A 25873-nucleotide genomic window follows, 5' to 3' on the forward strand; every position below is an offset into this window, starting at 1 on the left:
CGGCTCATAGAAAAAACAAACGACCCAGCAGGTTGTCAAAGTAAGTGAGCCCTAACGGGCATTCCTGTGTGAGGAACCCCCATGAAGCTTTTCCAGCAACTGCTGGTGGCTCCTGCTGCCCTTGGCCTTCTGGCCCCTTTGGCTGTTGTCAACAGCCCAGCCGCCCAAGCCGCCGAGCTGAACATCAACGGCATTTCTGATGACGCCGCTGATGCCGAGCAGGTCACCAGCGTCACCCAATTCTCTGACGTTTACCCCACCGACTGGGCCTATCAGGCTCTGGCCAACCTGGTGGAGACCTACGGCTGCGTCGCCGGTTACCCCAACGGCAGCTTCCGTGGCAACCGTGCCATGACCCGCTACGAAGCGGCTGCCCTGCTGAACGCTTGCCTCGACCGGATCACCGAAGTGACCGACGAGCTGCGTCGCCTGCTCAAGGAATTCGAAACCGAGCTGGCCATCCTCAAGGGTCGCGTTGACGGCCTCGAAGCCCGCGTGGGCGAACTGGAAGCAACCCAGTTCTCCACCACCACCAAGCTGAAAGGTAAGGCTGACTTCTTCACGGGCGCCGTGAAGTATGCCGATCGCGATGCGTGCAACAAGAAGGGAGGCGCCTGCGAAGACGATGGCTTCAATTTCTCCTATCGCACCACCCTGAACCTCAACACATCCTTTACCGGGAAGGATCGTCTGTACACCCGTCTACGGGCGGGCAACATGAACAACGTCTGGACGCAATCAGACTCTTATCTGTCTGATTCCAAGAGTGGTGATAACACCTTGAAGGTGGACAAGCTCTGGTACAGCTTCCCCATCGGCAATGAGTTCAAGGTCACCGTTGGTGCGCTGATCGAGAACTACTACATGATCGAGACGCCCACCCGCTATAAGCCGATCCTGAAGGCGTTCAAACTGGGCGGGTACGATGCCGTTCTTGGTGCAAGCACCGGGCAGGGCTTTGGTGTGCAATGGCGTCAGGATGCTGATCCTGGCGATGCAGCCTTCAACATCGCAGTGAACTACGTCGCCGATGGTGGTGACGGTGCCCTGAGCAATTCAGAAAAAGGCATGTTCGGTGAAAACACCGATGCCTATCTGCTGAGCCAAGTGGGCTATGGCAACCGCAAGTGGTTCATCTCAGCGCTCTATGCGCTGAAGAATGCGCAACAAGACGATGGCGTTACGGAGGCCAAGGCAGCAATGGGGTATTCGACCCCAACTGCCAAAAATCTGGCTCACCCCCTTCATGCCGTCGGTCTGCGTGGTTACTGGTCACCAAGCGACAGCGGATTCATTCCCACCATCAGTGCGGGCTTGGACTTCGGCTGGGCAGATAGTGAGTACTACGGCAATGCCGAGGCCCTAAAAGGCTGGATGGTCGGCTTGAACTGGAAGGATGCTTTTGTCGAAGGCAACAAACTGGGGCTGGGCTTCGGTTCCTACTCCAGCTACGCCACCGAGATTCGTGACCGGCCCAATGGTGGCGATCAGAACTTCGCCATCGAGGCTTACTACGACTTCGCCGTAACCGACAACATCACCATTACACCTGCGGTGTTCTGGGTTGATGATGCCAACGGCAAAGATCAAGTTGATGGTGCCAACAAATTTGGTGGTCTGGTCAAGACCACCTTCAAATTCTGATTGCCAACATCAGCAAACAAGATAGCGCCCTTACGGGCGCTTTTTTTTGCAAAAAAAGAGAGGGGCTAGCGCCCCTCAAACGATCTGAATCACAGATTCACCAGCAGTTCTCACCCTCACCAATGGGAACACAAACATCTTCTTGTTCAGCTTTTTTGAGAAGAGCCTCAGCCTCTTCATTCATCACACTGTCGTCATCGACAGCTTGATCCGTCGACCACTCCTTCAATCCGCCCCCATCCTGGGCCTGCACCACCGGTAAATCAGCTGAAGCCAGCAGCAGGGACGAAGCGGCTAAAAACACAGAGACTGCAGAGGGTTTGGCCATGTTCCAACGCCAAAAAATCATTGTGATCAACGCTAGCGCCCAAGCCGCCAAGAATGAGCCAGATCAACGCATCATTTGAAACACCATCAATCGGAGAGCCGCCGCACAGCATTGGAGTAGGCCTGAAAAACGAGATCAAGCTCATCCGAACGTCCATGCTTGGCCAGCAATCCGCGCGCTCCAGCATCCAGGTTGAACAACAAGGAACGATCCTCAGCGGATTTCACATAGCTTTCGATCCAGCCGACACAGGCGTAGCGCGTCCCCTGCGTCACTGGCGCAACGCAATGCAATAAGGAGCTGGGATACACAACAACCTCACCAGCGCAGCAACGAAATTCCTCACCACCTTGCCCGGCCTGCAATTGCAAAACTCCCCCTTGATAAGAGGAAGTCTCACTTAAAAACACGGTGAAGGATAGATCGCGCCGGCCATAACGGGAAAACGGATTATCCACATGCCATCCATATCCATCGCCTGGCGCACAGCGAGAAATCAAAACACTGTGCACCTTTCGGATCAAAGCGAAACTCTTGATCAAAGGATCTGATTTCAATGCCTTCGACACCGAGTTCGCCACCCGAAGTGCCAAAGGGGATTCAGGATCAAGTTGATGATTCTTTTTAACCGAAGCCGCTTGCTCTCCCGCCGTGAGTCGTCCATCCAGCCAAGGCAGGTCGGCAGCACTCAGTTGCTGATAGATGGAATCAACATCAGCCTGCGAGAGCAGTGGACGCACAAGATGATCCATCCACAATGAGTGCAAAACCTTTGCACCACCCTACGCAGTCGACCAAATGATACGAAAACATCGCACAAACTGGCTCAGTGAGAAGACATCAAACACCTATGATGGTGGGATGAAGAGTAAAGCCATGTTGAAGGTTCTCGCTGGACTCTGCCTCGTTGTCCCACTGGTTGGATGCGCCTCTGTTGGTGCGCAGGAAGTGCGTGTTTATTCCGGTCGCCACTACAACACTGACCGACAGGTTTTTAAACGTTTCAGCGAGAAAACAGGGATCAAAGTTCGCCTGATTGAAGCCACCGGCATCTCACTGGTGGAACGGCTCAAACGAGAGGGAAGCAACTCCAAGGCGGACGTAATTCTGTTGGTGGATGCTGCTCGCATCAATGATGCTGCCAATGCAGGATTGCTGCAGCCAGTTCAGAGCAACACACTGAAAGCGAACATTCCGGCGCGCTATCGGGATCCATCCAACCGCTGGTTTGGCTTAACAAGACGCGTGCGCTCAATCATCGTCAATCCCAAGCTTGTTGATCCCTCCTCGATCAACAGCTACGACGATCTCGGCAAGCCGCAATTAAAAGGAAAGCTTTGCCTGCGCAAGAGAAAGAATGTCTACAACCAATCCCTTGTTGCCGACCAAATTGTCTTGAAGGGTCAAACCGGAGCAACTGCCTGGGTGAGATCAATGGTGGGCAATGTCAAACAGCCCTTCTTCTCCGGAGACACATCCCTCATTCGGGCCGTTGGCCAGGGCAAATGTGGCGTGGGCGTTGTGAATCACTACTACCTGGCACGCATGCAAGCCGGAGACAATGGCAAGGGTGATCAGGAGCTGGCAAAGAATGTGAAATTGATCATGCCCAATCCAGCTCACGTGAACATCAGCGCAGCTGGCATGGCCACCTCAGCCCAAAACAAACGGGAAGCCCTGAAGTTGATTGAATTCCTCTCATCTCCGCAGGGAAGCCAGGCGCTTGCTGGGCCAACCCACGAATACCCGCTGAAAAGTCAGGGCTCCTCAAATGTGCTGAAACAGTACGGACGGTTCACCCCGGACAACGTGCCCATCAGCGCGATCGGTGCCAACCAGAAGAAGGCGATTCAAGTGATGGCGCAGGCTGGCTGGCGCTGAGGCCAGCGAGCCATATCGTCAAAACTGAAGCGGTGAAGTTGCGATCAACTCTGGTGAGAGCTGCATCGTGACGTCACCGGACGCCATGGCCACCAGTTCCGCCTGACGCCATTTCGACATCAGGCGAGTGGTAGTCACCCGTGTTGCACCGATGAGTTCACCGAAGCGGTCGTGGGTGAGGCGAAACGGAAGTTGGTACGCATCGCGGCAACGAAATCCGAGTCGGTTCACCAGCAGCGCCATCAGGGCATGCAGCCGTTGCTCGGCCTGGCCCAGATGACGGATGCGCAGGAGCTGGAGCGTCCATTCATTCACCGCATCAAGACCCAGCTCATCCGTTGAGACAGCATCACGCCGAAATTTCAGGGCGGTGAGGGCCTCGATGCAAACGCCATCACTGCAGAGACGATCGGTGCGCAGGCGATCGCCCGACTGCAGAAACGCCAGGGTCATTCCCTCCGTTTCTTCGCAGGGGCAGTACACGCGGCATACCCCTTCAATCACCTCCAGCACCGTGGCCTGATCACGCCCGGCCGGATCAATCAACACCGTCTGCGAACGGGGCATGCTCAACGGAGCGATCGGATTGTCCGGCAGGAAGCGGTAGGCGGACGCGGTCACGGATTATCGCGATTGAGAATTGCTCGCAACAGTACAGATCTCTTGTCGATATTGCAAGTCATTCTCAATAAAGCTCCCAAATTGAGACCTTTTCTCAACTGCGGCCGAGACCTGCTCGTTGGCGTGCAGCAGCAGGGCGCGGAGCAACTGGGCATCTCCTTGTATTCGAAGCATTGGTGTGGTGACGGGCTGCCACCACTGCAACGGAGGCTTCAACAGGAGGTAGATCCGTTGCAACCGCGCGACGTCGCTATTGATTCACGGCTCAGAACACAAATGTCGTTTTGATCAGGCCGCCCAGTTGCTGGAAGGTTGAACCATCCGGTGTGAGCTCACCCATCGGTCGCGACAGATAGAACAGCGCCGGGGTGATGCTGATGTTGTCGGTCACTTGGAACTGATACCACCACTCCCAGATGAACTGGCCATCAGCAGGGGTGTCGCCACCTCGAAGATCCGTCGCAAAAACAGGCTGTCCCACAGCCACTCCGGCGTTGTTCCCCGCCACCAACACATCTTTCCACTGCAGCCCAGCCCTCCAGGACTGACTGGTGTTCACCTGGCCTTCGCGCTGGGTGTCGGACTGATTGATGCCCCAACCGAGCGACAGCGATGGAAGCCAGCCGCTCTCCAATGGCTGCCAGAAACCACCCAGGGCATAGGCGTGAGTCACGCCCCGATCACTGAAGCGATCCTTAACGAAAGGCGTGGCATACACGATCAGGTCTTGACCGTTTTGAACCTTGGAATACAGGGCAGCAACGCCCCAGTTGTCACCCTCCCAACCCAGCTGCAGGGTGCCGGTGCCTCCCGCCTCGTCGGTGGCGAAACCACCGGAACGGGTGTCGCTTGATGCACCATTGGCCGCGACATAGTTGGCCGACGCGCGGGCTCCGCTTTCCGCAGCCCAGCTGATGCCCACGCCCGCACCTTTGTTTTTGTTGTAAGCCCCCGGCGCTCCATTCACCGTGAGCACATCGAGGATCGGATCACTGGGATAGACGCTCGGCCAGATCGCGAGCATGTCTTCCTGGCCAACAATCGGGCCGGTGGTGATGGTGATCTCATCCCCCAACGGGAAGGAATAGAAGAGCTTGTCGATCGCCACCAGATTGGGGCGATCACCCTCCTGAAACGCAGTTTCCAGGGTGGCCAGACCCAACGGACCACCACTGCCGAAAACGTTGCCGTCTCCATCGAAATTGCCGCCACGCAACACCGTGGTCAATTGATCCTTGCCGGTGAAGGAGGTCGCCAACCCCAGCTGAAGGTCGTGGTTGAACGTTGTGCCGCCATAGTCACCATCGCTTCTGGAACGCAGCCGGGACGCGGACCCCTTGAAGCGGCTGGCTCCGAACACCCAGGTGGCCTGACCCTTGAGTTTGGTGGTGGTGGTGAACTGGGTTGCTTCCAGTTCGCCCACGCGGGCCTCGAGGCCGTCAACGCGACCCTTAAGGATGGCCAGCTCGGTCTCGAATTCCTTGAGCAGACGACGCAGCTCGTCGGTCACTTCAGTGATCCGGTCGAGGCAAGCGTTCAGCAGGGCAGCCGCTTCGTAGCGGGTCATGGCACGGTTGCCACGGAAGCTGCCGTTGGGGTAACCGGCGACGCAGCCGTAGGTCTCCACCAGGTTGGCCAGAGCCTGATAGGCCCAGTCGGTGGGGTAAATGTCAGAGAACTGGGTGACGCTGGTGACCTGATCAAGGCTGTTGCCACTGGCAGTAGCCGCGTAATCAGAAACGCCGTTGATGTTCAGTTCGGCGGCATTAGCGCCACTGGCGATCAGGCCAAGGGCAGCAGGAGCAACCAGCAGTTGCCGAACAAGCGTCATGGGTCAAGAGCGATGTGCCCATTACGCAACATCGGTTTCTAAGCGTCAAGCCATCTGGGCAAGACGCAACAAGAGGTTTCAGTCGATCAGGGCAACCCAGACAAAGGCCATGCCGATGCCCATCCAGATGCCGGCACCAAGCCGTTGCCCCTGGGAGCCCAGGCGCTCAACCAGAGACTTGGACCAATTGCTCACCACCAACAGCAGTGCGCCTTGGCCAATCAGCAGACCCAGGAAATAGGTGAACAGCGGGGTGGGTTCCGCACCAACGATGGTGCTGCCCAGCAGAAAACCATGCTGGGACACCAGCGGCAGCAACCAACGGGTGGAGGCCACGGTGAGAGCCATCAAACCCTCCACCACCAGGCTGAGGGAGACCATGGCCTCCGCCCAGGGAGCCACGGCATCCGGCAGGGGGATGAACTGCGAAAGAACACTGCCGCCCAGGCCAGCAGCCAGCAGAGGAATCACCCAGGCGCGGGGACGTTGCAGGCCGATGAAGGCGATGGCCAACAGAAACAGGAGATGGTCAGGACCCAGCAGCGGGTGCCCGATGCCACTGAGCAATCCCTGCAGGGGGGTGAGAGCAGCGCTGTCGCCCATGCCAAATGGGTGGTGGGCGAACGCTGGACTTGCCAGGAGAAGAACCGCCAGAAGCGAAGGGCCGGCGATCAGCAGCGGCCTGCGCAGGGCCAGTGGCAAAGAATTCAAAAGTCGATCCTCGTCGGTTTGATCTGGCGGGCGTTCTGACTGACGTGGGCGGAGGGCCGACGTTTCACAGCTGCGGGACAGCGGCAGATTCTCACTGCTCTTTCCCCGTTTCCTTCAGCGGCTGTTCCCCGCTGAAACCAGCGCCCCACCCTACCGGCGCTTGGCCGTCGCTCCTGACCAACAATCATTCGGCCTGTGGCGGTGCATCGGCAAGGTCGGTGGTGTGGAAATTCCAGCGATCACCGTCTTCCAGCCAGAGCTCCCAGGCCAGGCGGCGGCCGCTGCGTTGCAGTCGCAGCTGACCGCCAAAACCAGCCGGAGAGGGCTGGTAGAGCTCGGTGATGTCGTCAACAGGGGCTCCATCCCGGGTGAACACCTGCTCCACCTGCTCACCAAGCCGGGCCGTCAGGTCGCTGCGCAGCTCATCAACCGTCACGCCGGCTGGCTCGAGAAATCGAGCACCAGATCGCCGACGTCATCCCGGCTGATCTGAAATCCGAAACCATCAACGGTGCCGGTCCACAGGCCCGCATCGAGATCCGCCTCGATTCCCTCAAGCTGCTCCACCTTGTGATCAAAGAGCAGGCCGAAGCAATGGGCGGCGACCTGCGCGGCCTGAGACGCATCCATTTCATCCAGTTCGTGGGCTTCCACCGGACACCCATCGAGCAGTTCGGCATCGATGACGTTGCCGGACCCGACGTCCTCCACAAGAGCTTGCAAGCCAGCCAGATCGTTCATTGCCGTCGCCGTTGAAGCAACACACGCAACACCATCATCCCTGGGCCAGAGCGGTGGTGAGGGCCGTGTCCACGCTCAAGGTGCGCGATCCCAGATGCACGGGCTGCGCGATCACCGCCTGGGCCAACTCCAGTTCAAACGGAACAAAACCGCCCTCCGGCCCCACCATCACCACAGCCGCCCCCGCTGGGGTGTCGCGCAAGGGAAGGGAGGCCCCCATCTGGGCCATCCAGCAGGGCCGTCCGGCACAGAGATCCTGGAGCTGGTCTTCAACAAAGGGTCGAAAGCGCCGGTGCTGATGCACCCGGGGCGCCACCGTGTCGCTGGCGCGCTCCATCCCGGCCAGCAGCGCATCGTGCACCTTGTCGGGTGCGAGCAAAGGCGACTGCCAATAGCTCTTTTCAACCCGGGCGCAGTTGATCAGGTGAAGGTTGGCCACGCCGTATTCGGCCACGGTGCGGAACAGACGGCGCAGCACCTTGGGCCTCGGCAAGGCCAGAACAATGTCAAACCGATGGCGAGGCGGCGGTGGCTGGTTGAGGTCCACCTCCAGCACCACGGCATCTGCATCCAGGGCACAGATGCGGCCCTGGCCCAGATCGCCATTCAGCTCACCAACTCGGATGCTGTCGCCCACCGCAGCCCGAAGCACCGAACGGATGTGATTCGCCCGACGATCCACAAGACGAACCCTCCGTTCATCCAGCCAATCGGAACGGTTGAGAACAACGATGTTCATGGCTGGATCTCAGGGATCAACAGCACGCCGTCACCAACAGATCCGTCAGTTCAGCACAACCATCCCCACGGCCAACAATCCTCAGCAGTGTTCGAACACCCCGGGGATCAACTCCTGCTCGCGGCGCGCCTGAAACTCAGCGTCGGCAGCACGCAGCGCCGCAGGATCGTCCTGGAACCAGCAGCCATAAAGGAGATTCAGGATCCGATCAACATCGAGATCACGATCAGCCACGTCCTGCCAGAGGCGTTGGCTTAATTCGGCATCAGCCAGCTGAAATTGAGCCTGGGCCAGGCGTCGGGCTGCGTCGAAATGGGCCTGTTGCATCTGCCGCGACGGGGAGTCGTACTGAAGCAACCGTCCCTGGATCGTTTGAAGCAAACCCATGCCATCAGCTTGGCTGCATTCAGATTGAATCCGCAGATGCCGATCGACAATGGGTCGTCATGCTGGTTTTCAAACAGCAGCCCCAAAGCCAATCAGGAAAGATCGATCAAAGACTCGATCAACTCAGGCGATCAACACTGATCAAATCCCACCAGGATCCTGTCTTGCAAGGCAGCATGATTGAGGCCAGGACGGTGCAATTGCAGGGCCGGAAGAAGATCGAGCACAAGATTGTTGGCCCGGCGGGATTCAACGCAAACGCCAACGCGATCCCCGACGGAACGGGCCAAACGGATCTGATCCATCACCAGCTGCAACTGGAACATCTGCTGGTCAAGGCTTCTGGCCTGGACAGCCCCGTTGAGGCAGCAGCCCAGCAGCACGCTCAACCACCAACCCTGTGATCGCATCGGCATCACACCACCAGAAGGCATCCCCTCCTCAACGTCCCATGCCGCCTCCCCCTGGGGTGAGCATGCGAATGGCCTCGCCCGCCTGGAGCTCCAGCTGCACAGCACCGGGCAGGGGATGGGCCACCCCCTCACGGTCCAGCCGCAGGTTCTCGCCACAGGCACCACTGGCCCCACCATTAAGACCGAACGGGGCCACCTGCCGCGAGCCACTGATCAGCGACACACTCATCGGCTCGAGGAAGCGGATCGTGCGCTCCAAGCCGTCGCCCCCGGGCCACAAGCCCTGGCCGCCACTGCCGGAGCGCACCGCGAAGGATTCCAAGCGCACCGGATAACGGCTCTCCAGCACCTCGGGGTCCGTCAGCCGCGAGTTGGTCATGTGCGACTGCAGCCCCACCGATCCGGCAAAACCCGCACCCGCGCCGCCACCACCGGCCACCGTTTCGTAGTACTGGCAGCGGCCATTGCCGAAGCTGAGGTTGTTCATCGTTCCCTGGCCGGCCGCCTGGGTGCCGAAAGCCGCGAACAGCAGATTGCAGAGGGCCTGAGACACCTCCACGTTGCCGGCCACCACAGCGGCGGGGGGCCGCGGATTCAACAGACAGCCCTCCGGCACCACCAGATCGAGTGGCGCGAAACAGCCCTCGTTCAAGGGGATGTCGCTGTCGAGGAGACAACGGATCACGTACAGCACAGCCGCCCGCGTCACCGCCAGGGGGGCGTTGAAATTGCCCAGCCGTTGGGGCGATGTTCCGCTGAAATCCAAACACAACCGTTGGCGTTTGAGATCCAGGCTCACCTGCACCACCAGGCAGGAGCCGTCATCCAGGGCCAGCTGATGCCGGGCGTCCGTTAAGCGCAACAGCAGCCGCTGAACACTGCGGGCTGCGTCCTGCTGCAGCAGGGTCATCTGCCGTTGCACCAGGGTCTGCCCCTCCCGCTCCACGAGGGATTGCAGCGCCACAATCCCCGCCTGATTGGCCGCCACCTGAGCCTGCAGATCGGCCAACAGTTCCGGAGGGTTGCGGGGCGGCGTGGCCATGCCGCCCCACACCGCTTTCAGATCTGCGGCGAGAACCCGGCCCTGGCGCACGAACAGCTGGTTGCGCAGCAGCAGGCCCTCATCGGCAATGGTGCGACTGAAGGACGGCATTGATCCGGGAGCGATGCCACCCACATCGGCGTGATGGCCACGGCTGGCCACAAAGAAGCTGGGCTGATCCCCATCGCAGAACACCGGCGAGATGGCGGTGATGTCGGGCAGGTGGGTGCCGCCATGGAAAGGGTCGTTGCTGAGCAGCGTGTCGCCGGGCTGCAGCGGTGCGACATCACCACTCGCCACCTGGGCCAGCAGGTCGCGAACGCTGTCGCCCATTGATCCGAGGTGCACCGGAATGTGGGGGGCATTGGCCACCAGGCCCCCCGTGGCATCAAACAACGCACAGGAGAAATCCAGGCGCTCGCGGATGTTCACGGAGCGACTGCTCTGCCGCAGCTGTTCCCCCATCTGTTCAGCGATCGCCATGAAGCGGTGGCGAAACAGTTCCGCCTGCAACGGGTCGTGGTCACCGGCCTGGGCCAGCTCCGGTGATCCGTCTGCGGGATGCGAGCGCTCCAGCAACAGCGTGCCCCCCTCCGCCACCCGGGCCTGCCAGCCCGGCTCCAGCACCGTGCAGCCCGTGGCTTCGACGATCAGGGCCGGGCCTGCAATCCGCTGATTCAGCCGCAGGGCAGTGCGGTTTAGCAACGGCACCTGCGTCCAGCCGCTCGACTCCAGGTGCATCGACACCTGCGGCGATGGCTGCACCTCTGGCGTTGGTTCGGCCTTCTCAGCTGCGGCTGTTGCTGTAGCTGCGGCTGTGGCTGTGGCTGTGGCATCGAACTGTTGGGGTGCTGTGACCTCAACATTGAGCTGTTCGACGATCAGGGCCTGATCGGCATCAATGCAGTAGCCGTAGCGTTGCTGATGGCTCGACTGGAAGGCCGAGATCACGGCATCAACGCCTTGCTCAGCGGACCAGGGGAGCACCAGGGTCTGCTCGGCAGAGGGATAACGCAGGGCCAGGCTGACCCAGACCTGCGGCTCCTCCGCCTCGGCATCAGCACCATCCCCCTGGCGGTGCAACATCTCCTTTGCTTCAGCCATCAGCCGCTCCACCTGATCCGGCAGGCCCGCCAACAGCTCGGGCGAGAGGGCAGCACCGAGATGCATCTGCCGCCGGCAGCGCTGACGGGCCTGACCCATGCCAAAGGCGGAGAGAACGCCGGCCATGGGATGCAACAGCACCGTGTTCAGCCCCAGTTCATCCGCCAGGCGACAGGCGTGCTGACCACCAGCTCCCCCGTAGGCCACCAACACCCCGCCGCGAATGTCCTCACCGCGATGCAGTGACACCCGGCGAATCGCAGCAGCCATGGTTTCCACCGCCAGTTGCAACGCCCCGGATGCCACCCGCTCCGGGGTCTGCCCCAGCGCTGCCGCGAGCTCGGCGAAGCGATGCCGCACCACCTCCACATCCGGTGGCAGATCCCCGGACGGTCCGAACACCGCCGGGAAGCGGTCCACCTGCAGACGCCCCAGCAACAGGTTGGCGTCGGTGATGGTGAGCGGTCCGCCGGCGCGATAACAGGCCGGGCCCGGTTGTGCTCCGGCGGAGCGAGGTCCCACCCGCAACCGCTCCCCCTGGAGCTCCAGCACTGATCCGCCACCGGCCGCCACGGTTTCAATCGGCAGCCGTGGGGCCAGCAACTGCAGGCCGGCGATCTCGGTCTGCTCCTTCACTTGCCGCAGGGCCTGCACATCGGCGCAAGCCACACAGAACACATCCGTCGACGTGCCCCCCATGTCGAAGCCGAGCACCGGCACCCCGTCAAAGCCGGCCATCCGCGCCGCGGCGATCGCCCCAACCATCCCCGCCGCCGGCCCCGAAAGGATGGTGTCTTTGGCCTGCAGCCTGTCTGGAGCCTGCAACGCTCCGCTGGAGGTCATCACCCGCAGGGGCGTGGCGGCACCCAACGCCCCCTGCACCTGTTGCAGGTAGCCATCCAGCACCGGATGCACGGCCCCCTCCACCAGGGCCGTCTGCCCCCGCGGCACCAGGCGGGGCATCACACTCACCTGGTGGGAGCAGACCACGGTGCGAAAGCCAAGTTCCCGCAGCAATGCAGCACAGCGCTGCTCATGGGCTGGGTTGCGCTGGGCATGCAACAACGCCACCACGGCGACGTCCAGGCCGGAACGGCGCAGCTCCTCAAGCCGCCGCCGCAGCGGATGATCCAGCACCAGCGGCTCCACCTCCTCACCCCGGGGATCGAGCCGACCGGTCAGCTCCAGCACCGTTTGCGCCAGGAAGGGTCGCCGGGGCTGCTCAAGTGCGAACAGATCATCGCGGTGTTGATCGCCGATCCACAGCTGATCCCTCAGCCCGGCATTGGTGAGCAACAACAAAGGAGCGCCAGCCCCCTCCAGCAGCGCATTGGTGGCCACGGTGGTGCCGAGACGCACGTCGTCGACGTCCCCCAACTCCACGGGTGGAGAAGCCGACGCCAACATCGCTTCCATGGCCGACACCGCAGGGTCTCCAGCACCGGCCTGCTCCGAGAGCACCTTGCGCACGTGCAGCTGGCCTTCTGGATCGCGACCGATCAGATCGGTGAAGGTGCCACCGCGATCAATCCAGAAGCACCACCCCATCTCAGGCCCTGGCCAACGTCGTCCCAGCCTGCCGCCTAGGCCAATCAACAAACCATGTCGACGCCCCCCGATGGGCGAGCTGAACTGAGAACGTTGAGAAGCAACCGCCGCCCGAACGCTTGGACAAGCTCGCCACGGCCTGGGCGATCTTTCAGGGGTTACTGCTGGAAGCCGTTCCGTTTCTGCTGCTCGGCGTTGCCATCGCAGGCCTGGCCCGATGGGCCGTGCCACCGGGTGCCTGGATCGAGCGGCTCCCCAAGAACCCAGTGCTGGCACCGATCATCGGGGCCCTGATGGGTTTTGCCCTTCCGGCCTGCGAATGCGGCAACGTCCCCGTCGCCCGCCGTCTGCTGGCCAGCGGGGCACCGATGGGCACGGCCTTCGGCTTTCTGTTTGCAGCTCCGGTGCTGAATCCCATCGTGCTGGCCAGCACCTGGGCCGCGTTTCCCAATCAGCCCTGGCTGCTGGTAGCCCGGCCATTGGGGGCCTTTCTGCTGGCGATCCTGCTGAGCTTGTTACTGGTGCAACTGCCCGAGACGCAGCTGCTGGCCACTGCGCTTCTGGAGGAACGCCGCATGAGCCAGCCCCTCAGCAACCTTGGGCTGCTGCAGCGCAGCAGTGGTGTGATTGGCGGATCACCCAGCCCACCCCGATCCATGAACGGCAGGCGCCTCAAGGCCTGGCAGGTGCTGGACCAGAGCTGCCGCGAATTTCTCGATCTGCTCGCTCTGCTGGTGCTGGGATGCGTGATTGCGGCCATGGTGCAGACCTGGCTGCCGCGCAGTTGGCTGTTGGCCGTGGGGGGCGCGCCGACGGCATCAATCCTGGCCTTGATGCTGCTGGCGGTGGTGGTGTCGGTCTGCTCCAGCGTGGATGCCTTTCTTGCCCTGGGCTTTGCCGCTCAGATCACCCCCGGAGCCCTGCTGGCCTTCCTGTTGCTGGGGCCCGTTGTGGACCTCAAACTCGCGGGCCTGTTCACCGTGCTGATGCGGCCAAGGGCAATCCTGATCACGGCGATCGGTGCCAGTCTTGGCGTGCTGCTGATCGGTCAGTGGATCAACCTATGGCTGCTGTGAGGGGCCGGTTGTGCTGAAGCGCGGAACCCTGCTGCTGCTCTGGGGCCTGACGCTGTTGTGGAGCTTCCACAGCGGACGCCTCGATCTGCTGCTTCGCGGGGTCTTCCATGGCCTGGTGGGGGTCACCGGCCTGGTCTTGCTGATGCTGGGCGTGGCCCTTCTGCTGAAAAGAGAGAAGCAAGCCGAACGCTGGCGCTTGCCCTGGCTGCTCAGTGGCGTGATGGCTGCGCTGGTGCTGGTCCTTCCGCCGAGTCCCTCCTTCAGCGATCTGGCCAGCAACCGCCCCCAGGGCCTGCCCGATCCACCGGAGTTGGCCTTTGTTCTGCCCCCCGAACAACGCAGCCTCACTGAATGGGTGCGCTTGCTGCGCAGCCAGCCCGATCCCGACCTTGTGGCCGGCAATCCTGTGCGCATCAGCGGTTTTGTCTGGAGGCAACCCCAGGGCCCACCGCTGATCGCCCGGCTCACGGTGCGCTGTTGCCTGGCTGATGCCACACCCGCTGGCCTGGCCGTGGAATGGCCGGAGTCGTTCATCCCCCAAACAAACCAGTGGTTGGCCATCGAGGGAACGATGAGCGTGCAGACGCGGAAGGAACGGCGCATCCCCGTCGTGATTCCCCAAAACATCACGCCGATCGCCAGGCCCGAGCGGCCCCTGGAACCATGACGCGGCGGCCCTTGCTGCTGATGCTGATGGCCTGCGCCGCAGTTCTGGCGCAGCAACAGCTGCTGTTGCGACAGCCTCCGCGGCTGCTGCGCCTGGTGCCCCAGCAGGTGCAAAGCGGCAGCGCGGCCCTGGATCTGCAGTTCAGTCGCCCGATGGCTCGGCCGAGGGTCAGCGAGGCCACTCGAATCACTCCAGCCGTACCCCATCAGTGGCTGGGGGAGACGACAGCACTGCGGATGGTGATTGATGCGGATGTCGTGCTCACGGCTCCGCTCGAGCTATCGGTCGCAGGGGACGACCAGCGCGGGCTGCAGCTGGGGCAGCAGCAATGGTGGTGGGACCCGAGACCCTGGCTGATCGCAACACGGCCCGTGCCGGGAGGTGAGCAGGTTCAACTGCAGACGCGATCAGGAGCATGGATACCGATCAGTCGGGTCTGGCCCGCCATCCCCAGCGTCGTCCCCCTTGGCAATGGCCGGGGCATTGCCCTGGTGGGACGCGATCAGAACGGCACCGAACAGGTGTGGTGGGACCAACTGACGCCCCGCAGCACCGGCAACCATCTGGCGGCCTTGGGGCCACCAACGCTGAGCCGCACGGAACCCCTGTTGAAAGGGGAGGTGCTCTTCGCCCATCTCAGCAGCAATCTCAATGGGGATCTGCTGGTGCAGAGCGGTGGGTTCCAGCCGGGCAGTGACCAAGCCCTGTTGCTGAAGGCCGATGGCAAACGCAAGGCTCTGGCACTGAAACCCTCCGGGCCGATGCAGTTGCTTCCGGCGGGAGGGGGGGTGGTGATGCCCACCAGCAACGGCCTGAGCCTTCGGCCCCTCCAAGCAACCGAGCAAAAGCCGCAGATGCTGCCGGGCAGCCGGGAACTGGGGGCCTTCTGCGGGGCTTCAGGACGAGCCGTGCTGATCCGGCACTGGCCGGATTACAGGCGCTCGATCGAGCTGGTGGTTCCTGGACAGGCACCGAAGCAACTGCACCTCGGTGATCAGGCGGTGCTGGGGGTGGCCTGCGACAACCGCGGCAAACGGATCTGGGCTGTGCTGGGGCGATGGGAACAGCAACGGGGCAATCACGAACTGGTGCTGATCAGCGACGCGGGAGAGGTGACACAACGCAGGGCCCTGGAGCCGTGGACGCTCAACGCGGGCAGCCCCATCCAGTGGAACCCGGTGACGAATCAAGTGCTGATGACGCTGACACGAGCGAACCAGACCCATGCCCGTGCCGGCCTGATCGATGGCGACAGCTTGAAGCTCATTAAGGTGATCAACACACCCATCAGCGAAGCCCAGTGGCTCAATGCAGGCTGAGCAACAAAAACTGAGGAATAAAAAAGGAGGGCAAAGCTGCCCTCCTGATCAAACAAATCTCAAGCGATTGTTGAAACCTAGAAGGTGAATGTCACCCCAGTGCCGACATGGTGCTGCCAACCTTCACCCCAGCCAGGCGCATCTTCCCAGCTGTAGGTCTGCTGCCAGTGCAGGAACAACGTGGCATCACCGATGGGAACCGAAAGTTCGATTTCACCAGCCAAATCTGTGCGCGGATCCAATCCTGCGTAGCTGCCAGGAACATAAAAGCGAGGGCCAGCTTCGATCATCAACGAGATCTCATCACCACCAAATGTGAAGCCCAGGCCCACACGAGGATCGGTGTAGTTGCCCACATACATCCCGTCGGATTCCCAACCCTGACGGTGATCAACTGACAGATAAACACCATTCACAAGATCTTCGATACCATCGCCAAGGGCGAAATTCACATCTCCATCACCCAAAGCCCAGATCGCCTTGGCGCCAAGCTCATTCTTCAAGCCCTGAATGTCCTCACCCTGGTCTTTGGTGACGTAATAGGGGTTCCAGGACAGCTCAAAACTTAAGCGGTCATTCGGTGCATAACGGGCCTGAAGGAAGCCTTTGATATCGGTGCGCTTGTAATCGGTGTCGTGACTGTGGTCATGACCGTGATCATGTCCTTCGTGCTCATCATGATCGTCTTCGTGATCATGATCGTCTTCGTGATCATGATCGCCATGATCTTCTTCATGGTCATGATCGTCTTCATGATCATGATCGTCATGTTCTTCTTCATGGTCATCGTCATGTTCTTCTTCATGGTCATCGCCGTGATCATCAACGTGAACCTTGCCATAAAAGTGTTCTGCTTCTCCCCAAACCAAAGCAGGCCCAATTGCAACTTCGATCGCAAAAGAACCCCCATTTGCGAGGCCCCACTCAAAGACGCCACCAAACATGCCATCGATGGCGTAGTGCTTGGGATCCCCCTCAAGGTTGGTGTCAAATCCACCATGGCCTTCGATGGTGATGATGGGCGTGAAGTCGAATTCACCGGCTTCAAGGGCTTCACCCGATCCACCATGGGAGCCATGGGCTTCGGCAGGCGAAACGGGAGCGAATGGGCTCAACAGAAGAGCCAGCAGGGCAAGGCGTAAACGGAACATGAGACGAGAAGGAAGAAAAAAGAAGACGGAAGAGAAGAGGAAGAGGGCGTTACGTCACCGGATCGATGACCACTGCGCGTTCAATGCATTGGCTCCAGCGGTGTCGCAGGAACCGCCCTGGCCCTTGACGATCGTGCAGACGTTGAGGGTTGCCGTCGAAACAGCATTGCGACCGGCCGCAATGCCTTCTCCATAAAGAGGTGTGGACGCGATCGGCAATCCCGTGGCCTTGCTGATGCGCCTCAGGGTTTTGTTCGGAGAAGCCGAAGGGGAAAAGATGGTTTTGGCACCGGATGCTTTCACCTCTTGGGTGATTGTTTTGAGGCTGGAGGGCCGCAAAACGCCACCGGTGGTGTGACTGTCCAACATCGCAATCTCGACAAGTCCGAAGCGATCCGCGAGATGGCTGTAGGTCCTGTGATCGGTCACCAGGACCCGCTGGGCCGGGGGCAAAGAACTGAACTGCTTGGCTTCCCAGCTCTGCAAAGCCTGTAAAACAGCAACGGCACGAGCCGTGCGTTGCTGCAATGCCGCACGATCACTGGCTGGAAGAACGGGGGCCAGAGAACTTGAGATCACCCGCACCATTGCTGCGGAATTGGCCGGATCGTGCCAGACGTGGGGGTCGCTGCCGCCATAGGACGGCAGAGCGACTTCACCGACGGCCACCACCGTTCCTGGTGACTTGAGCTTTTTGGCGGACGGGGTCAGCCCAAAACCGATGTGCAGAACCAGATCACTCTTGGCGATCTGGCTGCGATCACTGGGCTTCAAGCGATAGGAATGGGGATCACCACCAGGAGGGATCAGGCACGTGACCGACGCGGCACCGGCAGCCAGGGTCTTGGTGAGATCACAGAGCGTGCCGTCGACGGCCACCACCACAGGTTGAGCCGCATGGGCCGGAACTACGGCAGCTCCAATGGCTAAAGCAAGGCTGACCCCCGCCGATCGAGCCAAAACAGGACGCATGGACGTCTTGATGAGAATGATTATCATTTTGCTGAGCACTTGATCCCTCGCCAACATGGGGTGTGCAAAACATCAAGAGGCCCAAGTCCGGCCACCGAAGAGTTGATGAGCCATTCGTCGTGCGTGCTGAGCACAACCGAGCTGTGCTTCAGCTACGGGGGTCGCAACACCGTCGACCGCGTCAACCTGCAACTCCAAGCGGGAACACTGACGGCGCTGGTGGGGCCCAACGGAGCCGGCAAGTCAACGCTGTTGCACCTGCTGAAGGGGCGACTGAAACCCAGCCAGGGAACGGTCAACTCCAGCAAGCCCATCGGCCTGATGCCCCAGCGGGCCGCCATTGATTGGTCGTTTCCGATCACCGCCCGCGACATGGTTCAGCTGGGGGCGCCCAGAAAGGGCAAAACCACAGCAGCGGACCACTGCGATCAGCTGCTGGAGCGGGTCGGCATGGGAGCCATGGGATCCCAACGCCTCAACCAGCTCTCCGGCGGCCAGCAACAACGCGTCCTGCTGGCCAGAGCGTTGATGCAGCAGACCGAGATCCTGCTGCTGGACGAACCCTGCAGCGCCATCGATCCACCAACGCGTGAGCACCTGCTCAAGGTGATGCGGGATCAGGCGGAAGCCGGCCAGACGCTGCTGATGAGCAGCCACGATTGGGGCAGTGCCCTCGACAGCTACGACCAGGTGGTGGTCATGGACGGCCAGATCCTGGCCAACGGATCACCCCACACGGTCCGAGAAAAACTGAGCGATCTGACTTGCATGATGGGGAGTTCCTGCTGTGGCTGAGCCCGACATCTGGTGGCTTCTGCCACTCACGATCTCGCTGCTTATCGGAGCCATCTGCCCGGCCACGGGAGCGTTGCTAATCACCCAACGCCGGGTGTTGCTGGCCAACCTGATGGCCCATTCCGTTCTGCCCGGCTTGGTGATCGCCCTGGCCATCGGCATCGAGCCAAGCATCGGCGGTCTGATCAGTGGACTGCTGGGCGCCCTGGTGGCTGAACGCCTGAACCGGCGCTTCAAGGGCAGGGACGAGGGCGCCATGAACACCGTCCTAGCGGGCTTCACGGCCCTGGGCGTGCTGTTGGTTCCACTGCTGGATGCCCGGGTGGACCTGGAAACGATTCTGTTCGGCGACCTGCTTGCCGCCAACACAACAGATTTGCTGCGAACAGCGCTTTCAACCTGCGCCCTAATCGCGATGGTGGCGTGGGGCTACCGCGACCTGGTGTTCGTTGGCATCGACCCTGAGGGAGCAGCCATCGCCAAACGACCGGTGCTCCTGATCCGGCTGATCTGCAGCCTGATCACCGCCCTGGTGGTGATCAGCGCCATCACTGCCGTGGGGGTGATTCTGGTGATTGGCCTGCTGTGCGCTCCAGTGCTGATGCACGTGGAGCGCAGCCGAAGCCTGAAGGAACTCATGCTGCGCGGCGCGAGCACGGGGCTGCTTCTGTGTGGTGGCGGAATGATGCTGGCGATTGCTGTTGACCTGCCCCCGGGCCCACTGATCGGAACACTGTGCTTGGCACTTCTGTTCACCTACAGGGGCAACACTGCAGAGCAACGGTGATAAAAGAAGCCTTCTTTACGGCTTTTGCTTCAGGAACATCCGATCAAGGCGGCGCCGCATTCTCCGCATCAATGTGCGTTCCTGCTCCAGGCGGAAGGTGCGCCGAAAGGCCAGGAACAACACAGTCAGCGTTGAGGCCATCCCCAGGCTGAATAGGGCGATCAAGCTTGCATCGCTCATGACTCCATCCAACCCGCTACTGAACAACGGCGAACCAGCCACCCGCCAGGGCTGCAATCAATCCGCAAACGAGAGCTTGAAGCACAAATTGGCCTGAATCTTTCTTCTCCCAACGATCGATGGCCTTCGATGCCGTCACAAACGGTTCTTTGTTCCTGATCAATTTATCGATGTACCGCTCGATGAACTGATCATCGAGGTCAAGACGCCGCAGCTTGGAACGAATCTGGTTGAGCTCAAACTGATTCATGGCTCAAAACCCCTAAACTTTCCCGCCTATTCATCATTGAAGAGCTTATTCCTCGAAACTCTTTTTGAATGATTCGGTATTTTAGCGAGACCATCGCCTCAACGTGACCCTTTCGCACAAGAGAGATAAATGCGTCTGTCTGAATTGATCCAAAGCCGATCAATGAACAGCAGGGTGAACAAAAAAATCTAAAAGCCTTTGGCACGTCTTCGCCCCTTCGGTTGCATCACCTCAATTGTTATTGGCCGTGTCTTGCTGGAATACCAAACGCGTTGCGCTGCGTCGTAGCTCTCAACATCCTTGAACGACCCATCGCGCAACCAGACGCGGTAATGGTGACGGTCATAGGGGTCGGAACTGGTTTCGGTGAACTGTTTCATGCAACTCAATAACGATCGTGTCGAGCCAGATCTGTTGGTCAATCAGATCCAAGCCTGGTGAATGCTGCGCGGCGAGGATCTCGATGCCGCTCCGCCACATGCTTGCCCCATAAGCCTTCCCAGTAATAGATATTATTGATACTCGACACCACAACTGGTTAGACAATAGTGAAGTCGTCAGCACCTAATTCAGGAGCACCTTGAAGTTTGGCAAATAGACCACCATCTCCCCATCCCTTTTGCTTGCCATTCTCATTGGAGTAAAGAAGTCCTTTCTTCTCGTCATACACAAAATCCACATCTTTCCTTGATGCCTTCTTGACTTTCTTTTTCTTAGAAACCGTCTCAATCGTAATTACCTTGCCAAGACTAAAGACATCTTTATCTAGAAGGATTGAATCTCCTTCATTAGAGTCAAAGTCTTTTATTTTGTCTACATGCTTGTTTCCAAAACCACTAGCCCTATCGAAAGCAAAACGATCAGCGCCTCCCCCCCCTACAAGAACATCTTTACCCGTGCCACCATGCAATTCATCATCACCAGCCAAGCCAGAGAGGAAGTCGTTGCCTTCTTCCCCATTAATAAGATCCGAAAATTGGCTGCCCACCAACTTATCTTTATTACTTGTGCCCTTAACAGGCTCAGTCACAACAACCTTAATGTTCTGCACCGTCGTGCCACCTAGGTCATCCGTGATCGTCACTAAAAACGCGTCCTTTCCTGAATAGTCTTCATTGGATGTGTATGACCAGCGACCGCTGGTGGGATCGATAGTGGCGGTGCCATTGAGGGCGGCGAACTTGTCTTCGATTGAGTAAATGGATTCACCCGTTAATCCATCCTTGTCTGTTGCCTTGAGAAACCCCGAAATCTGAAAGCCTGTGGGTGAGTCACCACGTTTTACGCCCTTGACCTTGGCCCGTGTTGAGTAGGTGTTGGCCTCGAGGGAGTAAATCTGCTTCGCAGAAGTAACATCTAAGGGTGAGAAGGCTTTAAGAGTGAGCTTCGTGGGGCCCTCGAGAGATTGCAGCAGGGTTAATTCAAGATTTCCATCGTCGTTGCGCTCTGCATGAATAGACTTTTGATCGTCGCCACGTATTTCAAAAAACATCAGCTGACTATTTCTCTCAATCTGCCTTGCATTTGCAATTAAAAAGAAATAGGGGTAATTGATTTCGTCTCTCCAAACGGGTAATTCATTGAATGCAGGGTTGATATCTGTTCTTGGAATGATTTCACCTTGGCTGATGAAATCAGCAACTTCCATGCCTGATCCCAAAACTTCGCCGAAGACAGTGAAGCCTCCGTTTTGTTCGTCTAGATTGTCGCTGTTGTCGTTGAGGTTGATGAACCACTGGTTCGTGGCGCTGTTCGGGTCGCCACCAATCTTGGCCATGGCAACTGTGCCGCGAACATTGCTGTTGCCTGGTTCATTCTCAAGAGGGCCCAGGGATTCAATCGGAGAGACACCTTCGGCGACGGAAAACCCACCACCTTGGATGACGAAGTCGGGAACTGCGCGATGAATAATTGAACCGTTATAGAGCCCTTGGTTGACGTAATTCAGGAAATTTTTCGCCGTTTTTTTCGTTGCTCGCTCAGCGCTTCCCGGGCGATCGTAGAGCTCAAAAATAAGCGGAGGCATGCCGACGAATGGCCCTGTTAACTGAAGCTCAACAACGCTGCCAACGATGCCGGGGATATCAAAGAGAGCGTCGGGATCTAAAGTTATAGTCTGCCCTCGGGACAAAGTTAACTTCAGTGGACCCAGAAGAGGAGCAATTGTTTTACGCAAAGAACTTGTGAATAAATCAATTTCACCCTGCATCAATTCATGAGAACTGCAGTAATACAGCAGATCATCAATGTCTCCAGTAGAGTCAGTAAATTCAATCTTGAAAGACTGATCCCCTGTAATGCCAGCTGAAGGGCCTCCGTCGCCCGTAATCAGGATTGCGTCAGAGGAGGTTTGCTTATAGCCGGTGTCTGAAATGAAGAAGGGGTGTGAAGTCTCCTCGTTCAGGCGGTAGAAGGTATAGCTCTTATTTGTATCGAAGGTGAGCTCAGTGAGTTCCTGGTTACCGCTTGAGTCGGCATAGAAACGGTAATAAGGAGACTCAAAATCAGCAGCAGAGACCCACAGATCAACATTTAGAGCTGTCATTGAGCTGTCCAGCGCCTAATATCGACTCAATTTTAGACCGTGTTCCAATACAGCGCAAGTTGATCGACTCTTTCGATTAATCCAAAATCTTGTCTGTCATCAATCGTCCAAGACAGCAAGGCAATCACTCAACTGGTCATCCTGTAATCATCAATACACTGATCACCAAAGCTTCATCCATCAAATCAAGAACCTAAAGAATGGGCACAAGGGCTTAATTTTGACAAGTTTCTTCTCTTGCTGAATTCATAATACCTAATCCACTTGTCCTTTGAATCATTTGAATCAGGCATTTGCCATTGTTCTTGCCAGGGCAAACCTTGCAAACTGAGAGAAAGAGATCTCATTTGACTGGCAGTATTCCATGACTTCCTCATAGAACTCAGGCTTCATCTTCAGTGAGACGGTCTTTCTTTCAACAGGACGAGGAATCCAGGTAACTGCTTCGTGTTGGGTTGCTTTGTAAGCCATACCAGTTTTTGCATTTATTGGTTACTTATTACTTAGGCAAGACAGACCCCCTTATTTAAGTGGTAGACGGATAAATGGTTGATTTTTTATAGATGCACGCATGATAAAGACAACAATAAAGACATTAGAGGGGAAGAGAAAGGGTGTCTTTTATACGTGATTTTATGGTCTGCAGAATAAGACTTTAGGTCCATGCTTTTATGGGTCTTAGGGTTAACCACATAAGACTTTTTGGCAAGCCATAGCAACATTTTGTCGCACCCCATCGGGGTTCCATGGAGTTGACCCAGAATCCTGACAAAACTAATCTGTTCCCAGTGGTTCAGGGTGATAACCCCTACAGCGAGACACTTGCGAGACACTTGCGAGACACCAGACGTGAGTTTTTATCAATTTAGCTCAAACTAGAACTGAGAGCCTAGTCGTGCAAAGGCATTACGCCGAATATCCTGATACTTTTCGGGAACATGTGAGCCCCATAACCCTTCCCAGTAGAAGAAGATCACGCCATGACCGCGTTGCCGCGCCAGGCGGACTTTTTGTTCCAGAACGGCCATCGAGGTGGTGCGTTTGCCGAATCCCGCCAACACGCCAATCTGCGAGGGGATACCCCAGCTGCGGGCTTTGCGCAGCGCCGGCTGATCCAGGTCTTTGGCGAATCCTCGAACCGAATAGGCATAGTTCTGTACCACCAACTCTTCAATCAGTCCGCCCAGAGCCCAGAGCTCCCAGTCCTGCAACCAGAGGTTGTAGGCCGAACGGAAGGGGCCTGGAGACAGGCTGATTCGGGTGGAAAGGCGCTCCTGCTTGAGACGTTGCCGCAACTCACGCAAGAGAGAGGTGAGTTGATTGCGCCGCCATTTCATCCACTGCCGATTGCTGTGATCCCGAGGAGGTACACGTCCCGTCTCCTGCCGGTACAACGCCACGGTGGTGGGGTCATAACCGAACTGAACTGGCCAGGCGAAGTGGTCGTCCAGTTGAAGGCCATCCATCGGACAGCGCTTCAGGGTTTCCACCACCAAACCGATGAAGCGGGCACGAACCCCCGGATGGGCAGGATTGAGCCAAGCCATCCGATGGTTGCCATGCATCGCCATCCAACGCTGGCCATTGGCTTTGGCCAACACCCAGCTGGGGTTGTTGCGCACAACGGATGAATCGGCCGGCTCCATCAAGCCGTACTCAAACCAGGGCATCACCTTGATGCCACGGCGCCGACCTTCCGCCGCCAGCGTGCAGATGGGATCAAGACCGACCCCAGCCTTCAGCAGCGGCGGCTCCACTGGAGCGAAGCGGCTGCGATGAAACGTGGCGCCACGGCTCCAGACATTGGGCACCACGCGATTGAAGCCCGCATCCTGCAGCTGTTGCATCGCAGCGGTGATGCGCGTCCGGTCGTAATAGAGCTTGCTGGGGCTGTTGGTCAGCCACACCCCCATCGTGCTGCGGTTGCGGAGCAACCGGTCCAATCGGGACTCAGCCATCAGAGGTGCGGGAAGCCCCGCCATCAGGCTGGCCAGAGCAACACCAAACAGAGGCTTCCACCGCTGAGCCAACGCCGTTGAAGCACTGGGCCTCAAGGATGGCGCGGATCAACCGTGATCAAGCCGAACCAAGCCCGCTCGTTCAACAGTCCATGGGCCCGCGGCCAACGATCAGCGGAACATCGAGCTCACAGAGCTCTCTTCATGGATGCGCCAGATCGCTTCCCCAAGCATGTTGGCCACGGAGAGCACCTTCAGCTGAGGGAAGACCCGGTCCTGCGGGATCGGGATGCTGTTGGTCACCACCACCTGCTCAAACAGGCCGTCAACGGACAGGCGTTCGCTGGCGGGGGGAGAGAAGACGGCGTGGGTGGCGCAGGCCAGCACCCGCTTGGCCCCTTGCTCCCGCAACAAGCGTGCACCGGCGCAGATCGTGCCGCCGGTGTCGATCATGTCGTCGATCAGGATCGCTGTCCGCCCCGCCACATCACCAATCACCGTGAGGCTTTCGGCCATGTTGTGGCCGGTGCGGCGCTTGTCGATGATCGCCAGCGGGGCATCGTTCATCTGCTTGGCGAAGGCCCTGGCCCGCGCCACGCCCCCAACGTCAGGAGACACCACCACCACATCTCCCAGATCCTGGGTGGAGAGGTAGTCCACCAACACCGGAGAGCCGTAGATGTGATCGCAGGGGATATCGAAATAGCCCTGAATCTGGGCGGAGTGCAGGTCCATGGCCAGCACGCGGTCAACGCCCGACTTCACCAGCAGGTTGGCCGTGAGCTTGGCGGTGATTGATTCACGACCAGCGGTCTTGCGGTCGGCTCGGGCGTAGCCGTAGTAAGGCACCACCGCAGTGATCTGCCGTGCGGAGGCCCGTCTGCAGGCATCCACCATGATCAGCAGCTCCATCAGGTGATCGTTCACCGGTGCGCAGGTGGGCTGGATCAAGAACACGTCGCAGCCACGGATCGACTCCTGGATCTGCACGTAGAGCTCACCGTCGGCAAAACGCTTGCAGACGCGGGGACCATCAGGCACCCCGAGATAAGCGGAAATCTCCTTGGCCAGAGCAGAGTTCGAGGTGCCGCTGAACAGGCGCAGACGGCGACTGTCCGGGGTGATCTGCTCCTGCTCGGAACGGGCTGCTGTCAGGAAACTTGTCACGGCGCCCGCGGAACGA

26 protein-coding genes and 1 riboswitch are annotated in these 25873 nt (G+C 59.0%); of the genes, 7 read left to right on the forward strand and 19 right to left on the reverse strand.

All coding sequences use genetic code 11. From position 1 onward, the window contains the following. Nucleotides 1-81 precede the first annotated feature (81 nt). Nucleotides 82-1644: an iron uptake porin gene (locus tag SynRS9907_RS08120; RefSeq protein WP_188020626.1), complete on the forward strand. Its 1563-nt coding sequence runs from the start codon at nucleotides 82-84 to the stop codon at nucleotides 1642-1644. Between the two features lie 97 nt (nucleotides 1645-1741). Here the strand turns inward: SynRS9907_RS08120 and SynRS9907_RS08125 are convergent, their stop codons facing one another. Both SynRS9907_RS08125 and SynRS9907_RS08130 read right to left on the reverse strand, forming a co-directional pair. Next, a complete protein-coding gene (locus SynRS9907_RS08125) occupies nucleotides 1742-2023 on the reverse strand; it encodes a hypothetical protein (RefSeq protein WP_370586600.1) in 282 nt (93 codons plus the stop codon). A gap of 35 nt (nucleotides 2024-2058) precedes the next feature. Further along, complete coding sequence (locus SynRS9907_RS08130; protein WP_188020627.1) at nucleotides 2059-2724, reverse strand: Fe2+-dependent dioxygenase; 666 nt, start codon at nucleotides 2722-2724, stop codon at nucleotides 2059-2061. Between the two features lie 124 nt (nucleotides 2725-2848). On the opposite strand from SynRS9907_RS08130, the gene SynRS9907_RS08135 reads away from it, so the two are divergent. Beyond that, the gene (locus SynRS9907_RS08135; protein WP_188022397.1) at nucleotides 2849-3853 is read left to right on the forward strand and encodes an extracellular solute-binding protein; all 1005 of its coding nucleotides are present in this window, start codon (nucleotides 2849-2851) and stop codon (nucleotides 3851-3853) included. A gap of 18 nt (nucleotides 3854-3871) precedes the next feature. On the opposite strand, the gene SynRS9907_RS08140 is transcribed toward SynRS9907_RS08135, so the two are convergent. The 9 genes from SynRS9907_RS08140 to SynRS9907_RS08180 form a co-directional block, all read right to left on the reverse strand. Continuing rightward, complete coding sequence (locus tag SynRS9907_RS08140; RefSeq protein WP_188022398.1) at nucleotides 3872-4420, reverse strand: Crp/Fnr family transcriptional regulator; 549 nt, start codon at nucleotides 4418-4420, stop codon at nucleotides 3872-3874. Between the two features lie 319 nt (nucleotides 4421-4739). Continuing rightward, entirely contained in the window at nucleotides 4740-6305 is a 1566-nt protein-coding gene (locus tag SynRS9907_RS08145) for an iron uptake porin (protein ID WP_188020628.1), read from the reverse strand. Nucleotides 6306-6383: 78 nt separating this feature from the next. Then, complete coding sequence (locus SynRS9907_RS08150; protein ID WP_255445830.1) at nucleotides 6384-7016, reverse strand: HupE/UreJ family protein; 633 nt, start codon at nucleotides 7014-7016, stop codon at nucleotides 6384-6386. Between the two features lie 7 nt (nucleotides 7017-7023). Continuing rightward, nucleotides 7024-7173, reverse strand: a riboswitch (cobalamin riboswitch). 27 nt (nucleotides 7174-7200) lie between these two features. Then, a complete protein-coding gene (locus SynRS9907_RS08155; RefSeq protein ID WP_188020629.1) occupies nucleotides 7201-7452 on the reverse strand; it encodes a hypothetical protein in 252 nt (83 codons plus the stop codon). Then, nucleotides 7449-7757 (reverse strand): hypothetical protein, encoded by a 309-nt coding sequence (locus SynRS9907_RS08160; RefSeq protein ID WP_114987787.1) that lies wholly within the window; start codon nucleotides 7755-7757, stop codon nucleotides 7449-7451. Before SynRS9907_RS08160 ends, SynRS9907_RS08155 begins: the two co-directional genes overlap by 4 nt. A 34-nt stretch (nucleotides 7758-7791) precedes the next feature. Beyond that, entirely contained in the window at nucleotides 7792-8496 is a 705-nt protein-coding gene (locus SynRS9907_RS08165; protein ID WP_188020630.1) for a 16S rRNA (uracil(1498)-N(3))-methyltransferase, read from the reverse strand. A gap of 81 nt (nucleotides 8497-8577) precedes the next feature. Then, nucleotides 8578-8883 carry a hypothetical protein gene (locus SynRS9907_RS08170; RefSeq protein WP_188020631.1) on the reverse strand — a complete coding sequence of 102 codons (306 nt, stop codon included), beginning with the start codon at nucleotides 8881-8883 and terminating at the stop codon, nucleotides 8578-8580. A 131-nt stretch (nucleotides 8884-9014) separates the two neighbouring features. Beyond that, entirely contained in the window at nucleotides 9015-9299 is a 285-nt protein-coding gene (locus SynRS9907_RS08175; RefSeq protein WP_255445831.1) for a hypothetical protein, read from the reverse strand. Between the two features lie 25 nt (nucleotides 9300-9324). Further along, nucleotides 9325-12990: a hydantoinase B/oxoprolinase family protein gene (locus SynRS9907_RS08180; RefSeq protein ID WP_188020633.1), complete on the reverse strand. Its 3666-nt coding sequence runs from the start codon at nucleotides 12988-12990 to the stop codon at nucleotides 9325-9327. A gap of 119 nt (nucleotides 12991-13109) precedes the next feature. On the opposite strand from SynRS9907_RS08180, the gene SynRS9907_RS08185 reads away from it, so the two are divergent. From SynRS9907_RS08185 to SynRS9907_RS08195, 3 genes are read left to right on the forward strand one after another with little or no spacing between them, the layout of a single operon-like run. Beyond that, nucleotides 13110-14066: a permease gene (locus SynRS9907_RS08185; RefSeq protein WP_188020634.1), complete on the forward strand. Its 957-nt coding sequence runs from the start codon at nucleotides 13110-13112 to the stop codon at nucleotides 14064-14066. Between the two features lie 13 nt (nucleotides 14067-14079). Next, the gene (locus SynRS9907_RS08190; RefSeq protein WP_188022400.1) at nucleotides 14080-14733 is read left to right on the forward strand and encodes a TIGR03943 family protein; all 654 of its coding nucleotides are present in this window, start codon (nucleotides 14080-14082) and stop codon (nucleotides 14731-14733) included. Beyond that, nucleotides 14730-16052: a hypothetical protein gene (locus SynRS9907_RS08195; protein WP_188020635.1), complete on the forward strand. Its 1323-nt coding sequence runs from the start codon at nucleotides 14730-14732 to the stop codon at nucleotides 16050-16052. Before SynRS9907_RS08190 ends, SynRS9907_RS08195 begins: the two co-directional genes overlap by 4 nt. 77 nt (nucleotides 16053-16129) lie before the next feature. On the opposite strand, the gene SynRS9907_RS08200 is transcribed toward SynRS9907_RS08195, so the two are convergent. Next, nucleotides 16130-17203, reverse strand: a complete 1074-nt coding sequence (locus tag SynRS9907_RS08200; protein WP_188020636.1) for a hypothetical protein — start codon at nucleotides 17201-17203, stop codon at nucleotides 16130-16132. Between the two features lie 54 nt (nucleotides 17204-17257). Then, on the reverse strand, nucleotides 17258-18175 hold the full coding sequence (locus tag SynRS9907_RS08205; RefSeq protein ID WP_255445832.1) for a metal ABC transporter substrate-binding protein: 918 nt from the start codon (nucleotides 18173-18175) through the stop codon (nucleotides 17258-17260). A gap of 105 nt (nucleotides 18176-18280) precedes the next feature. Here SynRS9907_RS08205 and SynRS9907_RS08210 point away from each other — a divergent pair, with 105 nt between their 5' ends. Together SynRS9907_RS08210 and SynRS9907_RS08215 are read left to right on the forward strand one after the other, a co-directional pair. Then, nucleotides 18281-18970: a metal ABC transporter ATP-binding protein gene (locus SynRS9907_RS08210; RefSeq protein ID WP_188020638.1), complete on the forward strand. Its 690-nt coding sequence runs from the start codon at nucleotides 18281-18283 to the stop codon at nucleotides 18968-18970. Next, nucleotides 18963-19757 carry a metal ABC transporter permease gene (locus tag SynRS9907_RS08215; protein WP_188020639.1) on the forward strand — a complete coding sequence of 265 codons (795 nt, stop codon included), beginning with the start codon at nucleotides 18963-18965 and terminating at the stop codon, nucleotides 19755-19757. Before SynRS9907_RS08210 ends, SynRS9907_RS08215 begins: the two co-directional genes overlap by 8 nt. A gap of 15 nt (nucleotides 19758-19772) precedes the next feature. Here the strand turns inward: SynRS9907_RS08215 and SynRS9907_RS13950 are convergent, their stop codons facing one another. The 6 genes from SynRS9907_RS13950 to SynRS9907_RS08240 all read right to left on the reverse strand — a co-directional run bounded on the left by SynRS9907_RS13950 (nucleotide 19773) and on the right by SynRS9907_RS08240 (nucleotide 25857). After that, the gene (locus tag SynRS9907_RS13950) at nucleotides 19773-19937 is read right to left on the reverse strand and encodes a hypothetical protein (RefSeq protein ID WP_223157653.1); all 165 of its coding nucleotides are present in this window, start codon (nucleotides 19935-19937) and stop codon (nucleotides 19773-19775) included. 16 nt (nucleotides 19938-19953) lie between these two features. After that, entirely contained in the window at nucleotides 19954-20187 is a 234-nt protein-coding gene (locus tag SynRS9907_RS08220) for a hypothetical protein (protein WP_188020640.1), read from the reverse strand. A gap of 188 nt (nucleotides 20188-20375) precedes the next feature. Continuing rightward, on the reverse strand, nucleotides 20376-20567 hold the full coding sequence (locus tag SynRS9907_RS08225) for a hypothetical protein (RefSeq protein WP_188020641.1): 192 nt from the start codon (nucleotides 20565-20567) through the stop codon (nucleotides 20376-20378). Nucleotides 20568-20725: 158 nt separating this feature from the next. Beyond that, entirely contained in the window at nucleotides 20726-22732 is a 2007-nt protein-coding gene (locus tag SynRS9907_RS08230; RefSeq protein WP_188020642.1) for a peptidylprolyl isomerase, read from the reverse strand. An 875-nt stretch (nucleotides 22733-23607) separates the two neighbouring features. Beyond that, on the reverse strand, nucleotides 23608-24714 hold the full coding sequence (locus SynRS9907_RS08235) for a glycoside hydrolase family 10 protein (protein WP_255446039.1): 1107 nt from the start codon (nucleotides 24712-24714) through the stop codon (nucleotides 23608-23610). Nucleotides 24715-24861: 147 nt separating this feature from the next. Continuing rightward, on the reverse strand, nucleotides 24862-25857 hold the full coding sequence (locus tag SynRS9907_RS08240) for a ribose-phosphate pyrophosphokinase (protein ID WP_188020644.1): 996 nt from the start codon (nucleotides 25855-25857) through the stop codon (nucleotides 24862-24864). Nucleotides 25858-25873: the final 16 nt, after the last annotated feature.

It is taken from the genome of Synechococcus sp. RS9907, from assembly GCF_014279615.1.
Taxonomy (GTDB): domain Bacteria; phylum Cyanobacteriota; class Cyanobacteriia; order PCC-6307; family Cyanobiaceae; genus Parasynechococcus.